Here is a 15,689-nt window from a genome sequence, read left to right as displayed (position 1 = left end):
CTTTACGCTTAAGCTGTTGGCTATAAGACAAATAAAAACGGGACTTTCTTTAGAAAGTCCCGTTTTTACATTTCTGCGCAAGCAAACCTTAAGTTAAGCCGCTTGTTTACGCGTTTGATGCTGTTTTTGCCAATACATAAATGGCGCAACCACTATAACTAAGATAAAGGAATACAACATATTTTCAGCCAGAGCTACTCCCACCCCTAGACAGAATATGCAACCACCAACCACGAGTGGTAAATAGCGTTTACTGAGCAATTTTGCCGCTGATAACATGGTCAATAAATAGATAATAATGAATACGCCGTTACTCCAAGCAATTAAGTCCTCGAGTTTTTGCTCAGTAACAAAAGTAAAGCTGATGACTAATACCATGGTCAATAAAATCGTCACTAATGCTCTCAGCGGCACACCAAATTGATTGAGTTTGCTAAAGTAACTCGGTAATACGCCTTCTTTGCTAAAGCTCCACAGTAAACGTGCTGCACTGGCGCAATAGACGTTAACCGTCGCAATGCCGCTAGCAATTCCCAAAATGCCAATAACTTGCGCTCCCATGCCCTGCCACACCACATTACCCAATAACGTTTCGAAAGTGTGGATCATTGCTAATCCTTCTTTATCGCTAGGCACCATCAGTAGCAATAAGGTGCAAATAAGGTAAATGATGCCGACTAATACCGTGCCAATCATCATTGCAGGTAGCATGTCTTTTTTAGGGTTTTTAAAGTCATTGGCTAAATGCGTCATGGCTTCAATACCTAAAAAGCTCCAAAATCCAATCCCCATGGCTAGCATGACTGTCGAAACCTCAGCTGAAGCTAACTCTGTGAATGCACCAGCTTCACTGACATTTGTGCCACTGGCACTAAATAACACCGCGACAACTGCCACAATGGCTAAAGTCAGCGCAAACTGCAATTTGGCAGAGACCTGAATACCGCGATAGTTCAGCAATAACAGCACCAACACAATCATCAGCTCAGCCACTAACTGACCCCAGCCAGTGATAGAAACTAAGGCATCCATGAATTGAAAAGTCATTAGAATTGCCGCTGGTGCACCAATCGGGATCACAAACAAAAAGATCAATCCAATCGTGCGCCCCGCAGTGGTACCAAAGGCTTTTTCAATAAAATAGGCTGGTCCTGCTGCATGAGGAAAGCGGCTAGCAAGTAAACCAAATACCACTGCCACCGGCAAAATGGCGACGGTCAAAATAATCCATGCCAATAAAGCACCACTATTTGCCACTGCAATGGTCATTTGCGGTAAAATAAATACCCCTGTACCAAGCAAAGTGGTGGCCATCAGTCCGGCACCTTGCCAGCGCCCTATCGTTCCTGTAATTTGATTCATTAGCTTGCTCTATGGTGGTGTTTGCAAGAATTATAAAATGGTTATTGGATACAAACTGCCGTAATCACTCTGCAAAAACACTTATAAAACCGACATTTTGACGGTAATTAATAAATTTACCAACAATATGACGGGTGTTGTATTTCTAACGACTGGAATCAAAATGGATAAATTTGATCAACTCATTTTAAATGCGTTAAGAGCAAATGCTCGTCAGAGTATTTCTCATATCTCTGAAGCTGTGAGCTTATCACGGAGTGCGGTTACTGAGCGGATAAAAAAACTTGAACAATCTGGTGTAATTCGTGGCTATCAAGTTTTATTAAGTGAGTCGCAAAAAGAAGGCGTATCGGCATACTTTGAAATACAACATGAACGCGCCAATTGTGCCGATGTTGTGCACGTATTTCATGCCATACCTGAAGTCATAACTTGCCAAGGGATCACTGGCGAAATGGATCTGTTGGTTTATGTTAATGCCGCATCGATGAAGCGATTGCATGAAATTCGTGAGTACATTGATGCCCAGGTAGATATTGTCAAAATTAAAACCCACGTGGTAATGAGTGAATGGATTAACAATCAAGCGTAACGCACATTCTCAAATTAATTTATTGGTTATACTGGTAAAATAGCCAACAATGCTGATAAGAGACTAAAATAAATAACACTTTTTAAGTCGATTAAACTTAAACAAGTATGTTGAAACTACAGGTTTCAAACACTTTAAATTGGGTATTTAACACTATGCAAACACGGCCTAATTCTGACATCAATTTACTTTGGGGTGCACTCATCCTTGAAGAGCTGGCTCGGCTTGGCGTAAAACACGTATGCATGGCACCTGGTTCTCGTTCAACACCATTAACGTTAGCCGCTGCTGCCCAAGATAAACTTGAACGTCATTTACACTTCGATGAACGTGGTTTAGGTTTTATGGCGCTTGGTTTAGCAAAAGCCAGTAATAGCCCTGTAGCGATTGTCACCACATCAGGCACCGCAGTCGCCAACCTGTATCCAGCAATTGTAGAAGCCTGGTTAACTCAAGTTCCTTTGATTGTGTTAAGTGGCGATAGACCGCCTGAATTAATCGGTTGTGGTGCAAACCAAGCTATTGTGCAACCCGCAATATTCGCCGATTATGCTAAACAAGTTAATTTACCAACGCCAGATTTAGCCATCGCCCCAAATACTTTGCTCACTACCATCGATGAAGTAGTGAGTAATCAAACTCAACCAGTACATTTCAATTGTATGTACCGTGAGCCGTTATACCCAAGCGAATTAGAAACCTTATCTCAACTTGTTAAAACATCATTATCTGGTTATGTGACGCCAATTTCAGACTGGCTAAATCACGCATTTCCCTATACTGATTATGGTCAAGCATCTAGTAGCAACTTACCGACTGAAGACACCATGATGCGTTTCGTCCATGGCAAAGGCGTGATTGTGGTGGGCACGTTATCTCCAAAAGATAATCCACAACAGATTATTGAACTGGGGCAAAAATTGGGCTGGCCTATTGTGGTCGATGCACAGTCTCAGCTCAGGCAACACCCAAGTGTAATTGGTCATATTGATCAGCTGATGCTCAACCCAAAAGCGGCTAAATTTGTCGAACAAGCAGACCGTGTATTGGTATTTGGCGGGCGTTTTATTTCTAAAAGGCTGATTAGTTTTATTGTTGAGCAACAATGGCATAGCTACTGGCAAGTCTTACCGACTCAACAGCGCCTTGACCCTAACCATCAGTCGAAACGGATATGGCTCGCTAGTGTCTCAGCAATGTGCAGTGCACAGTGGCCAAGATCATCATCTGCCAATTGGGCGCTGTCATTAGTAGAAATGAATCAAAATATTGAAGCATTGCTAACACAGCATATTGATCAAAGCAGCTTTGGTGAACCCCAGGTTGTTCGCCAAATAGCTAAGGTGCAGACCTCAAAACATCAATGGTTTATTGGTAATAGCTTGCCAGTTCGCTTATACGATATGTATTCACCTATTACCTGCGAAACGCCTGCGATTTATACCAATCGAGGTGCATCAGGCATCGATGGATTAATTGCTACAGCAAGCGGAATGGCACTCGCGAGTAAACAGCCAAGCACTCTACTCATTGGTGATATTTCAAGTTTGCACGATCTTAATTCGCTCGCCATAACCAAGCAAATTAACAGTCCATTTGTGATTGTGATTTTGAATAATGATGGCGGCAATATTTTCAACTTATTACCTGTGCCTAATGAAGCAGTAAGAGATGAATATTACCGTTTGAGTCACGGACTGGAATTTGGTTATGCTGCCGCCATGTTTGGTTTGCCATATAACCAAGTGGATTGTTTAACCAGCTTTAATGAAGCTTATGTTGATGCAATGGCCTTTGCAGGCACCTCTGTGATTGAAGTCAATGTCAGCCCTAATCAAGCAAGCGATCAAATCAAGCTCATTGCACAATGGGTGAAACAACACTAATGCCAACCATTAAACGATACGGTGATACCGCATTACCTGCACTGGTTTTATTACATGGTTTTTTAGGTTCCAAAGAAGATTGGCAAGCTTGCTTACCCACCCTAAGCCAATACTTTCATTGTATTTGCATCGATCTGCCAGGCCATGGTGAAAACGAGCAGATATTGCCAACGCCAGGCTTTGAAGCCCTTGCTGATACCATTACCCATCAAGTGATTAATCTAGGTTATCCGCAATTTCATTTGCTGGGATACTCTTTAGGTGGCCGAGTTGCACTGCATATCGCTAAATTCCATCCTGCGACACTATTGAGTCTTATGTTGGAGTCAGCTCATTTAGGTTTATGTTCCACACGTGATAAGCAAACCAGACTGAAACACGATCAGAAATGGGCAGATAAACTAGCGTCTAAGCCAATAAGAAATTTTTTAAGTGAATGGTACCAACAGCCGGTTTTTGCTGAATTAAATAATGATGCTCGTGAACAGCTGATTAATATTCGTAGTAAAAATAATCCTCAAGCGTTACTGCATTGCTTTCAGAGCACTTCACTTGGATTACAAGATAATGGCCAAAAAGTACTGAAACAATTACACTGCCCGAGATATCTATTGGTGGGTGAAAATGACAATAAATTTTCTAACTTGGCAGAGAAGTGGCAACAGAAAATTGATTTATCGGTGATCACAATCCCAAATTCAGGGCACAATACCCATAAAGCGCAACCAAAGATGTTTGCAGCAAGCGTCATACAGCTGCTTTACCCATAACTGCTAACAACACTGTTAAGCGGTGAGTATTCGTTAATAAAGGATTTACGCTTTATGCACACTGATGATAACAATGAAACTTCTAGCCTTGAAAAAGTCGAACTTGCCATCATCAGTGAGCTTACACTGCACCGTTACCAAATCCCATTATCACCCACATTGCCTGTGGCAACTCAGCGCATCGATCAACGGTCTGGTTTAGTCATCAGTGCTCAGTTAAATCATGCTCAATTAAATCATGCTCAATGCGAAAGTGTCGAAATCAGCCCTTTGTCAGGCGTAGATACCAACAACAAACCTCTTGTTGGATTTAGCGAAGAATCACTTGAACAAGTGATTGCATTACTCCAGCAGCAATTACCGCTGTTAATCAATAAGCCGTTAACCGAATTAGCTAATATTGCCAGTGAAATAAAGCTGCCCTCTGCAGCGTTTGGGCTCAGCTTATTAGCGACTAAGTTTAGTTCGGCATTTCAATATGCCCATGTTGATGACCGAAAAATCAGTTTATTTTATTATCAGCCTAACACGACAAATGAAGCGTTAGCGGCCAAAATAAATGCACTACCTAAACGTACTTATGCAATAAAAGTCAAAGTGGCTCAAGCTTCAATAGAACAAGAAATCCAGTTTATTCATCAGATATTATCTATTAATCCAAAGCTCAAATTACGCCTTGATGCGAATCAAGGTTTTAGTGCTGAGCAAGCCATTGAGTTTCTGGCATGCTTACCAAAAGCCAGCATCGAATACATTGAAGAACCTTGCCAAACGCTCAAAGAAAGCCGCATGGTTTATCAAGCACTTAAGATTCCTTTTGCGCTAGATGAAACGTTAAATGATGCAGACTATCAATTTACTATGTTTGATGGGTTAGCAGCACTTATCATCAAGCCGATGATTATTGGCAATATCGACAAACTAGCGAAACTCATTGAAACCGCCACAGAACATGGCGTGCGTTGTATATTCAGCTCAAGTTTAGAAGCTAACCTGGGGATTAACGACTTAGCGACGCTAGCCGCACAGTTAACCCCTGATGAAATCCCGGGGCTCGACACGCTAGCTAACTTTAGCGAGCCGTTAATGCTCGAAAACAATCAACTGAATCCACAAGTTACTCAGCTAATCAATCGCTATACTAATGAATAAGAAACGCCATAGTCAGACAGGTTAACAAAGGTTTTGTGATGATTTCTCCGCTACACCAAACAGCTTTAGACATGCCCGAAACTATAGCTATTCAGCAAACAGATAACGGCGATAAAGCCAGTATTAAGCATAGTGACGCAGTCAGTTACCTTAAGTTAAGTGCGCTGGTAACTAACCTTGTGACATCGCTGAAAAAGCAAGGCGTTAGTCATAATAGCCGTCTCGCTTGTATCAGCCTTAATAACCTCGAAATGATTTGCCTTTATTGGGCATGCGTTGATTTAGGCGCGATATTTTTGCCAATATCACCTAAGTTTCCTGTATCGCAACAAGCCCAATTATGTCAGCGTTTTAAGATTGATTTTTATTGGTCAGAGGCGCAGCAGTCTGATTTCAATATCAGTGATGGGACCCAACAACGGCTCAAAATTGATCTTCAACTAGAGCGAAAACATCCTGACCCAATTCAAAGCAAGCCAAGTATTGATAGCAAAAAGCCATTGAATATCATTCTCACATCTGGCTCTAGTGGCACCCCAAAAGGCGTGGTGCATTGTTTATCAAATCACATTGCCAGTGCACAGGGCTCGGCTGAAAATATTAGCCTCAAAAGCGGTGACACCTGGTTATTATCGCTACCTTTGTTTCATATTGGTGGTTTAGCCATCATTAATCGTTGTACGCTCGCTGGGGCATGTGTGGTACTGAGTAATAATCAGCCTTTATGGCAACAAATTAGCGACAATGAAATCAGTCATGTCTCGTTAGTGGCTGCACAATTAAGTAAAATTTTGGCCCAGCATCCTCAAGCATTAGATCAAGTAAAAGCCTTGTTATTAGGCGGCGGCGCCATAGAAGCTAAATTAGTCTCAGCGCTCGCTGACAGACATATTAATGCATATTGCAGTTATGGCATGTCTGAAATGAGTTCACAAATCACAACAGCTTTGATAAACCCTCAGGGTCATTTAGGAAAGCCATTAAGCCACAGACAAATGGAAATTAGAGATGGCACTATTTGGGTAAAAGGCGACTGCCTATTCTTAGGTTATTTAACTGATGCAGTAACCGATAATACTGTACCTTCACACCAGCAATGTATTGCTGAAAAAGTCACTGATGAACAAGGCTGGTTTAACACCCAAGATTTAGGCGAACTGGATGATTCTGATAACCTTCGCTTACTTGGTCGCGCCGATAACATGTTTATTTGCGGTGGTGAAAATATTCACCCAGAAGAGATTGAAGCGGCATTAAAAGCACACCCCTTAATCGAAAATGCGCTTGTGTTTGCAGAAGAAGATAAGACATTCAGCTTATTGCCTGCAGCTATCATTCAACTCAAGAATAGTGAACTATCAAGCCAACAGACTGCGACTGTTCCAGTAGAAGCCCAATTATCAACAGCACAAGTTAATTCAATCGAGCAATTTATTATTGAAAGAATTGCGCGTTTCAAGCGCCCAAGACATTATTACTCTTGGCCAACCGGTATCAAAACCACTAGCCTTAAGATCCCTCGTAAAGCGATTATTGCCGCAGTAAAGCAAAGATTGCCTTTGTAGGCTAAAGTCCCACAACGCTTCTATAACAGAGCTAAAAAAAGCCATAAAAAAACCTGCCGTAGCAGGTTTTAATTATAAACTTAACCAAGCGGAATTAGATTTCCATGCAAGATTTAAGTTTGTTCATCGCGTTCTTTTCAAGCTGTCTGATACGCTCAGCAGAAACTTGATAAGTTGATGCTAATTCTTGCAGAGTCGTTTTATCATCATCTAACCAACGTGCACGCAAAATATGCTGGCTACGCTCGTCTAGAGTTTTAATCGCTGAGAATAAACGCGCTTGAGAATCTGATTCCCAATTTTCATTTTCAACTTCAACGGCTACATCAGAAGAATGATCTTCTAGATAATGAACAGGTGCAAAATCAACACTGCTATCATCGTCATTGTCGCTGGCTAAATCAAATGCAGGATCTTGTGCCGCCATACGCGACTCCATTTCGGTGACGTCTTTTTTAGACACCCCTAAATTCTCTGCTACCATGCCGACTTCTTCGTCGCTAAACCAGCCTAAACGCTTTTTAGTTTTACGAATATTGAAGAATAATTTACGTTGCGCTTTGGTTGTTGCGACCTTCACAATACGCCAGTTTTTAAGCACGTACTCATGAATTTCAGCTTTAATCCAATGCACTGCAAAAGATACCAAGCGAACGCCAACACCAGGATCAAAACGTTTTACCGCTTTCATCAAACCGATGTTACCTTCTTGAATAAGGTCTGCTTGTGGCAAACCATACCCAGAATAACCTTTCGCCACATGCACAACAAAGCGCAAGTGAGACATAATCAGTTTTTTTGCAGCATGTAGGTCGCCAGTTTCTTGCAAGCGTTTTGCAAGCTCCTGCTCTTCGTCTGCCCCAAGCATCTCGATGCCTGTGACTGATTGCATATAAGCTTCTAAGCTGCTACTTCCTCTAGGGACAGTGAGTGACATAGATTGCGATTGAAAGGCCATTAAAGCTCCTACTATTACTGCGTTTTTAACACTTATGTAACTTAAAATATTTTAAGTTAAGTGGTGAACTATCTATTATCGGACAACATATGTCAACAGTGGTTCAACACAAGGATGCACACAAAATGCGCGCTGAATTATACTCTGCTGAATCCAAAGCAATTGCAAGTGAACAAATGTTCATTTTTAGTCCAAAATAATCTTACCAACACATTTGGACATCATATATTGCCACTACAATACGACAGTAATATTAAGAAGGTTCAATTGCGCGTAAATGTTGCCTAACAGAGAGGTATGAGCCTAACCAGCCTAAGAAAGAAGCCAATAGCACCAATTTGACTAACTCAGCCATACTTAAGGCTTGTATTTGCAGTTGGCTACCGTATAAGCCAAGTAACTCAGCAAGGGCAGAATCAAGATACCAGACTAAAAGGTTAATGATGATCCAGGCGAGCACACCGCCAATCACTCCATACCAAATACCGGTATATAAGAAGGGCCTTTGAATAAAGGCTTCCGTTGCACCAACTAACTTCATCACTTCGATTTCGGTGCGGCGATTCATAATCGCTAATCGAATGGTGTTACCAATAACTAACACCACCGCGAGTACTAATAAGGCTGCAATGGCAAGTACAGTGCGTTCAATCAGTCTCACCATGGCTTGTAATCGTTCAAGCCATTCAATATCTAAACGACCAAAACTGACCTCAGGTTCGCGCTCAAGCTTGTCGAGCAACTTTCTTGCACCTTCAGGGCTTGAATGTCGTGCTAATGGCGTAACCACCACCACTGCAGGTAACGGATTACTATCGAGATAAGATAATGCTTCACCAAAACCTGATAAACGTTGAAATTCTTCTAAAGCTTGGTCGCGATTAATGTAGTGCACCACATCCACTTCGGAATAGACATTAATCCGTGAAATCAGACTTTGTATTGACTGTTCACTGCGGCCTTCATTAATAAATAGCGAGATTTCTGCTGCGTTATTCCAAGACTGAGTAATATTTTCAGCATTTTTAACTAGGACTTGTAGTGCAGCAGGTAAGCTCAAGCTGACTCCAAGCACTGCCATTGTCATTACAGATGACACAGGGTTACGCCACAGCTCACCAATACTGGCCATTGCTTGTTGAATATGACGTACAAAAAACATCACTAAGCGCCCAGTAAAAGGCAGTTTACTTGCGGTTATCTTAACTTTATTCGACATTAAATCTGCCCCTGAGTATCAGCTGAATAGATTTCATCACCACCAAGCATTTTGCCTTGGCGTAAAGTTAAGGTGCGGTATTTCATTCGCGCAATTAAGCCCAAATCATGGGTTGCGATTAGGACGCTGGTGCCAGAGTCATGGAAGGTTTCAAATAAACGTAGAATGTCCATCGATAACTTAGGATCTAAGTTACCTGTTGGCTCATCGGCAAGCAGTAAAGGCGGTTTATTCACAATGGCGCGAGCAATACCAACACGTTGCTGCTCACCGCCTGACAACATCACTGGTAAATGACGCTCTTTGCCATACAAGCCCACCATATCAAGGGCGCCTGCAACACGTTTACGAATTTCACCGTGAGAAAAACCTTCAATCACTAATGGTAAAGCCACGTTATCAAACACGCTTTTATCCATGAGTAGATGATGGTTTTGAAAAATCATGCCGATATTACGGCGAAGATATGGCACATGCTTTTTGCCAAGCTTGGCAATGTCATGACCATTAATAGAAACTTTACCGGCACTGGCACGCTCAATGACAGTGATCAATTTGAGCAAGGTACTTTTACCTGCGCCAGAGTGTCCGGTTAAAAAGGCCATTTCACCTTGTTGAAGACGAAAATTGACTTCAGAGAGTGCTTTTTGGCCACCCGGATAGATCTTACTGACTTGCTCAAAATGGATCATATGTGACTATTCTGCCTTATCCTGACTAAATAATGCTTCGATAAAATCGTTTGAATTAAAGGTACGTAAGTCATCAATCTGTTCACCAACACCAATGTGACGGATAGGGATATTAAACTTATCGGCAATCGCGAAAATTACGCCACCTTTTGCTGTGCCATCTAATTTACTGATCGTGATACCTGTAACGCCAACAGCCTCTTGGAACAGCTGTGCTTGACTAATCGCATTTTGGCCGGTACTTGCATCTAACGTTAACATGACTTCATGCGGCGCATCTGGGTCTAATTTCTTCATCACGCGAACGACTTTCTTCAGTTCTTCCATCAAGTGACTTTTGTTTTGTAAACGCCCTGCTGTATCTGCAATTAATACATCCACATTACGTGCTTTAGCCGCTTGCAGTGCATCAAACAATACTGAGGCGCTATCTGCACCAGTGTGCTGAGCAACCACAGGGATTTCATTACGCTGTCCCCATACTTGTAACTGTTCAACAGCTGCAGCACGGAAGGTATCACCCGCAGCTAACATGACAGATTTGCCTTGTTTTTGATACTGTTTTGCCAATTTACCAATGGTGGTAGTTTTACCCACGCCATTAACACCCACCATTAAAATCACAAATGGGCCATTGGCATTTTCAGGCACTAAAGGAATCGCAACAGGGTCTAGAATGGTTTGCATTTCATCGCGCATTAAATCATAAAGCGCTTCGGCGTCTTTAAGCTGTTTGCGAGAGGCGCTGTCAGTCAGGCTATCAATAAGTCGAGTGGTGGTTTCAACACCAACATCGGCAATAAGCAGCTGTTCTTCTAATTCCTCGAATAAATCATCATCAATCTTCTTACCGCTAAAGATCCCCATAAAGCCGCTACCAATGTTTTCACTGGTGCGCTTTAGGCCACGCTTTAAGCGAGCAAAAAGACCTTCTTTAACAGGTTTAGCTTGAGGCTCTGCGACAAGGTCTGTTGTTTCTGCTTCTTGTGCCGCTTTAGCAGCAGCTTCTTCTTCTTCGAGACGCTGAGCTTCTGCACGTTCAGCCTCTTCTAGCTCTCTTTGTTCTTGAGCTAATTGCTCTTCGGCAAGGCGAGTTTGTTCTGCGACTCGTTGTTGCTCAGCTTGGCGATCTGCTTCAGCTTGTGCTTGGCGTTCGGCTTCGGCTTTATCAGCAGCCGCTTTTTCTTGAGCTGCCAACTCTAAAGCTGCTTGTTCCGCTGCTTTTTGTTCAGCTTCAATACGGGCTTGCTCTTCAGCGCGCTGTTGCTCGGCTAATTGCTGTTCTGCAAGTTCCTGAGCTAATCGTTCAGCTTCAGCTTTTTCTGCAGCTTCTTTTTCTGCTGCAAGACGGTTTTGTTCTTCAACGCGTAGCTGTTCAGCTAATTGCTGAGCCTGTAATTCTGCCTCAGCTTTTTCAGCAGCTTCTTTTTCTGCTGCAAGACGGTTTTGCTCTTCAACACGTTGCTGTTCAGCTAACTGCTGAGCCTGTAATTCAGCTTCAGCCTTTTCAGCAGCTTCTTTTTCTGCTGCAAGACGGTTTTGCTCTTCAACACGTTGCTGTTCAGCTAATTGCTGAGCAGCAAGCTCTGTTTCAGCCTGCTCAGTACTACTGGTGTCAATTTGCTCTTGAGCGTTGTCGGTTGTAACTTTCTCTTGTTCTTTGGTTTTGTCTTTACGAAACCACGAAAAAAAACCTTTCTTTGCCATGTCTACTACCAGTACTTAGTGAGCTAAAAAATTCGGAAAAATACTCTCGATAACTTAATACAGATAATGTCAGAAGGATTGCTCACCTTTAGGCATCAGTTTGGTATAAAATATCGAGTATTCTAATTGGTTGCATAGTCTACCACTTTCTTTGTTCAGGCAAAATCACGAGGGCAAAATGTCCAAAAATAAGTCCGCTAGCGGCCAAGTCAGGATCATTTCAGGACAATGGCGTTCACGAAAACTTCCTATTCACGATCTTGAAGGTCTTCGACCAACCACAGATCGAGTGCGCGAGACCTTATTTAACTGGTTATCCACAGACGTTCGCGGTGCAAGAGTGTTGGATTGTTTTGCTGGAAGCGGCGCACTGAGCCTAGAAGCATTATCACGCTACGCTGACTATGCTCGAATTTTTGAACTGCAATCCAGCGCAGCGAAGCAGTTGCAACAAAATTTACAAACCCTAAAATGCGAAACGGCCGATGTCATTAATGGTGATAGTTTGGCTTTGCTCGCCAAAGGTAATCCAGATAAAGGCTTTGATATTGTTTTTGTCGATCCTCCTTTTCGCAAAGATCTGGCCAGTAAAACCATCGCGCTGCTAGATGAAAAACAATGGCTCAATGAAAATGCACAAATTTATGTCGAAACGGAATCCGACTTAGCTCAGTTAGACATCCCCAATACTTGGGTTGAGCTTAAACAAAAATCGGCAGGGCAAGTGACCTACCGTTTATTCCAATATCAAATTGATTAAAGGTTACAGATGAAATTTTTTATTCTGGCAGGTAAGAGCTTTACCCTGCTGACATGGTTGGTGATGTTTTATAATGTGTTCATGCCATTCGATGGCAAGGTCAGCATTGTTCTCAATATTCTGTTATTGATCACGGCATTTATGCACTTGTTCCAATTATTGATTTTTTACACCATGTTCAACACATTACTAAAACTTAAGTTAGTCGATTACATTAAAGTCTATTTCTTGGGTGTCTTTGGTTTATTAGAATACCGCCAAAAAGTATTGGATTTACCTCAAGCTGAAGATTGATACTTATAGCTGGCATCACAAATGAAGTGATAACGAAATTAAACAGCATCTAAGTTATGAGCCTCACATTCGTGGGGCTTTTTATTGAGCTTTTATTATGGGTTACGCTTTAAAGCACTAATCAATATGGTTATAGACATTAATTGATAATGGCAAGGGTCATCACTCCCTATTCGCCACCTCTTATGTAGGTCTACTTACTTTTTAGGGTAAGGTGAGCAACACCTTTATGACAATCTACACAAGTCTTTCTGCTTGGAATAATAATCGCCTTCTTACTTTTGAATTCACAACAGCAAATTTCAGCCATAAAAAACCTCGCCATAGCGAGGTTTTTTTTAATTGATAGCTGCAAGGGTCATCACTTCCTATTCGCCACCTCTTATGTAGGTCTACTTACTTTTTAGGGTAAGGGTGAGCAACATCTTTATGACAATCTACACAAGTCTTTCTGCTTGGAATAATAGTCGCCTTCTTGCTTTTTAATTCACAACAGCAAATTTCAGCCATAAAAAAACCTCGCCATAGCGAGGTTTTTTTAATTGATAACTGCAAGGGTCATCACTCCCTATTCACCATCTCTTATGTAGGTCTACTTACTTTTTAGGGTAAGGGTGAGCAACACCTTTATGACAATCTACACAAGTCTTTGTGTTGTTATCAGACCTTCTTGCTTAGCATGTTCTTAATTGCATCCAAGCACCAATGAACTGGTTGTAGACATTAATTGATAGCTGCAAGGGTCATCACTCCCTATTCGCCATCTCTTATGTAGGTCTACTTACTTTTTAGGGTAAGGGTGAGCAACACCTTTATGACAATCTACACAAGTCTTTGTGCTTGGAATAATAGTCGCCTTCTTGCTTTTTAATTCACAACAGCAAATTTCAGCCATAAAAAAACCTCGCCATAGCGAGGTTTTTTTAATTGATAGCTGCAAGGGTCATCACTCCCTATTCGCCATCTCTTATGTAGGTCTACTTACTTTTTAGGGTAAGGGTGAGCAACACCTTTATGACAATCTACACAAGTCTTTCTGCTTAGAATAATAGTCGCCTTCTTGCTTTTTAATTCACAACAGCAAATTTCAGCCATAAAAAAACCTCGCCATAGCGAGGTTTTTTTAATTGATAGCTGCAAGGGTCATCACTCCCTATTCGCCACCTCTTATGTAGGTCTACTTACTTTTTAGGGTAAGGGTGAGCAACACCTTTATGACAATCTACACAAGTCTTTCTCTTATCGCCTTCTTGCTTGGCGTTGCGTTCGTGCATTCTTTTAGCCATTTTCTTCATTGTTTCAGGCTGATCTTCGTAGATACGAGTATGACAATGTTGGCAGTTAGCTGAGTCAGTTGCACGGAAGTATTCAAGTGCAATATCTGCTTGCTCTTTACGGTTTTCATCTAACCATGCTTGCGTGTTGAAATCTTTGATAGTCACAAAACCATATAGATCTTTCGATACGATGATTTTCTTAACCAAGTAATCAACTGGGCCATGTGGAAGGTGACAATCTTGACATTGCACAGTTACACCTGCGCTTCCACCACCATGAGCTGAAGCAAGTACTTCATCTTTTAGTGAGTGGTTACTGTGACAGCTCATACAGAATGCATCACTACTTGTCGCATGTAAGGTTTGCTGTGTAGCGAAGTAGCCTACTACACCCATAATCACACCGACTACAATCAGTGCGATAATTGAATATTTTGCGCTTGGTTTGAAAAGTGCACGCCAGTTCATCGGTCATCTCCAATAGAAAATTTATAATTTATAATTCTTAAACTCTAAAATATAATTTTTAAATTCTAAAAATAATATTTGTATTCTAGGTTGTTTTAGCCTTAAAAAAATGATTTAAAGGCATGTTTTAATTAATAAGTTGCTACATTATGTTCAAAATGAGACCTAGATCGAAATAACCACAAAATTAGTGACCCAATCTAGCTTACTTAAACCTAATACAAGCTGGGCTTATTGGCAAAGTTTCTTTAACAATATCTAGAAAGTTCATAAAACTGACACCATCAATAAAACTAATGAACTATCATTAACTTAAACAATCTATATTATTTAATTATCTGTTTTGTGACCCGTTTTATTGCTCGCTGAATGTTAACAAGCTATATTCACCAAGTTAATGAGTAAAATTCTTTTACTGTTATTACGACTTTTAATAATTAGGATCTACAGGCTATAAATGAGCGTTAAACTGTCTCACCACATCATTATTTTCTTCGCTTTGTTCGCATTACTCGGACAAGGCTTAGTCACTAATGGCTATGCGATGGTGGCAATGCCTATGACTCATATAGTTGATAAAGAACCAACGAGTGATGCAGCTACCGAGGATGTGGAAAGCGCTACGATGGACTGCCACCAGCAGGTATCGACCAACATCCCCTCAATGATAGACAGTAACAAGCAAAGCAAACATTGTTGCGACTCTATAACTGATATAGCACAGACCGAACCATCTTCATGTTGTGATTCAGTGGCAGGTTGCAGTCTTGATTGCAGTCATTGTATGAAAATTTCGATGACCGGTCACATGCAGAATGTCGATATCATCATTGCTAAATCACTGAATATAAAAGCAGAAGCGACTAAATTACCGCATTTTTTTTACCATCAAACCTTGCCAGCATTTAAACCTCCTATTGCCTAAACTGCATTAAACCCGCCATACATTACTGTTTACATCACCAAAACGTGATTTCATATGGCGCA

The 15,689-nt window shown here is 41.3% G+C and carries 17 protein-coding genes and 1 pseudogene; 8 read left to right on the top strand and 10 right to left on the bottom strand.

Features of this window, described 5'->3' with window-relative positions:
• Positions 1–93: 93 nt before the first annotated feature.
• Positions 94–1,362, bottom strand: coding sequence for an L-methionine/branched-chain amino acid transporter (yjeH, locus tag L2737_RS17690; RefSeq protein WP_102526745.1), 1,269 nt, complete (start codon positions 1,360–1,362; stop codon positions 94–96).
• A 163-nt stretch (positions 1,363–1,525) separates the two neighbouring features.
• Between yjeH and L2737_RS17685 the strand changes: the two genes are divergently transcribed.
• The 5 genes from L2737_RS17685 (at position 1,526) to menE (ending at position 7,327) form a co-directional block, all read left to right on the top strand.
• A complete protein-coding gene (locus L2737_RS17685) occupies positions 1,526–1,954 on the top strand; it encodes an Lrp/AsnC family transcriptional regulator (RefSeq protein ID WP_102526744.1) in 429 nt (142 codons plus the stop codon).
• Positions 1,955–2,109: 155 nt separating this feature from the next.
• Positions 2,110–3,840, top strand: a complete 1,731-nt coding sequence (gene menD / locus L2737_RS17680; protein ID WP_248956621.1) for a 2-succinyl-5-enolpyruvyl-6-hydroxy-3-cyclohexene-1-carboxylic-acid synthase — start codon at positions 2,110–2,112, stop codon at positions 3,838–3,840.
• On the top strand, positions 3,840–4,610 hold the full coding sequence (gene menH / locus L2737_RS17675; RefSeq protein ID WP_248956620.1) for a 2-succinyl-6-hydroxy-2,4-cyclohexadiene-1-carboxylate synthase: 771 nt from the start codon (positions 3,840–3,842) through the stop codon (positions 4,608–4,610). The genes menD and menH overlap by 1 nt, the downstream gene beginning before the upstream one ends.
• Positions 4,611–4,664: 54 nt before the next feature.
• Complete coding sequence (gene menC / locus L2737_RS17670) at positions 4,665–5,762, top strand: o-succinylbenzoate synthase (protein WP_248956619.1); 1,098 nt, start codon at positions 4,665–4,667, stop codon at positions 5,760–5,762.
• A gap of 38 nt (positions 5,763–5,800) precedes the next feature.
• Positions 5,801–7,327: an o-succinylbenzoate--CoA ligase gene (gene menE / locus L2737_RS17665; RefSeq protein WP_248956618.1), complete on the top strand. Its 1,527-nt coding sequence runs from the start codon at positions 5,801–5,803 to the stop codon at positions 7,325–7,327.
• 94 nt (positions 7,328–7,421) lie between these two features.
• Here the strand turns inward: menE and rpoH are convergent, their stop codons facing one another.
• From rpoH to ftsY, 4 genes are all read right to left on the bottom strand, one after another.
• Positions 7,422–8,285 carry an RNA polymerase sigma factor RpoH gene (gene rpoH / locus L2737_RS17660; protein WP_102526739.1) on the bottom strand — a complete coding sequence of 288 codons (864 nt, stop codon included), beginning with the start codon at positions 8,283–8,285 and terminating at the stop codon, positions 7,422–7,424.
• Between the two features lie 253 nt (positions 8,286–8,538).
• Positions 8,539–9,504 (bottom strand): permease-like cell division protein FtsX, encoded by a 966-nt coding sequence (gene ftsX, locus L2737_RS17655; RefSeq protein WP_102526738.1) that lies wholly within the window; start codon positions 9,502–9,504, stop codon positions 8,539–8,541.
• The gene (gene ftsE, locus L2737_RS17650; protein ID WP_102526737.1) at positions 9,504–10,196 is read right to left on the bottom strand and encodes a cell division ATP-binding protein FtsE; all 693 of its coding nucleotides are present in this window, start codon (positions 10,194–10,196) and stop codon (positions 9,504–9,506) included. Before ftsE ends, ftsX begins: the two co-directional genes overlap by 1 nt.
• 6 nt (positions 10,197–10,202) lie before the next feature.
• Positions 10,203–11,903, bottom strand: a complete 1,701-nt coding sequence (gene ftsY / locus L2737_RS17645) for a signal recognition particle-docking protein FtsY (RefSeq protein ID WP_248956617.1) — start codon at positions 11,901–11,903, stop codon at positions 10,203–10,205.
• A 178-nt stretch (positions 11,904–12,081) separates the two neighbouring features.
• Between ftsY and rsmD the strand changes: the two genes are divergently transcribed.
• Positions 12,082–12,663, top strand: coding sequence for a 16S rRNA (guanine(966)-N(2))-methyltransferase RsmD (rsmD, locus tag L2737_RS17640; protein WP_229370838.1), 582 nt, complete (start codon positions 12,082–12,084; stop codon positions 12,661–12,663).
• 9 nt (positions 12,664–12,672) lie between these two features.
• Entirely contained in the window at positions 12,673–12,957 is a 285-nt protein-coding gene (locus tag L2737_RS17635; protein ID WP_102526734.1) for a DUF1145 domain-containing protein, read from the top strand.
• A gap of 396 nt (positions 12,958–13,353) precedes the next feature.
• Here L2737_RS17635 and L2737_RS22555 read toward each other — a convergent pair whose 3' ends face one another.
• From L2737_RS22555 to L2737_RS17630, 5 genes and pseudogenes are all read right to left on the bottom strand, one after another.
• Complete coding sequence (locus L2737_RS22555; protein ID WP_428848405.1) at positions 13,354–13,467, bottom strand: NapC/NirT family cytochrome c; 114 nt, start codon at positions 13,465–13,467, stop codon at positions 13,354–13,356.
• Between the two features lie 86 nt (positions 13,468–13,553).
• Positions 13,554–13,619, bottom strand: a pseudogene (locus L2737_RS22550) (NapC/NirT family cytochrome c); the annotation flags it as partial.
• 119 nt (positions 13,620–13,738) lie between these two features.
• Complete coding sequence (locus L2737_RS22545) at positions 13,739–13,852, bottom strand: NapC/NirT family cytochrome c (protein ID WP_428848404.1); 114 nt, start codon at positions 13,850–13,852, stop codon at positions 13,739–13,741.
• A gap of 86 nt (positions 13,853–13,938) precedes the next feature.
• Entirely contained in the window at positions 13,939–14,052 is a 114-nt protein-coding gene (locus L2737_RS22540; RefSeq protein WP_428848403.1) for a NapC/NirT family cytochrome c, read from the bottom strand.
• A gap of 86 nt (positions 14,053–14,138) precedes the next feature.
• Positions 14,139–14,702, bottom strand: coding sequence for a NapC/NirT family cytochrome c (locus L2737_RS17630; protein WP_102526733.1), 564 nt, complete (start codon positions 14,700–14,702; stop codon positions 14,139–14,141).
• Positions 14,703–15,159: 457 nt separating this feature from the next.
• Between L2737_RS17630 and L2737_RS17625 the strand changes: the two genes are divergently transcribed.
• Positions 15,160–15,627, top strand: coding sequence for a hypothetical protein (locus tag L2737_RS17625; RefSeq protein WP_248956616.1), 468 nt, complete (start codon positions 15,160–15,162; stop codon positions 15,625–15,627).
• Positions 15,628–15,689 lie beyond the last annotated feature (62 nt).

This window comes from Shewanella electrodiphila (assembly GCF_023283985.1).
Taxonomy (GTDB): domain Bacteria; phylum Pseudomonadota; class Gammaproteobacteria; order Enterobacterales; family Shewanellaceae; genus Shewanella; species Shewanella electrodiphila.
The sequence above is the reverse complement of the archived record's forward strand: the minus strand, read 5'-3'. Positions and strand labels throughout refer to the sequence as shown.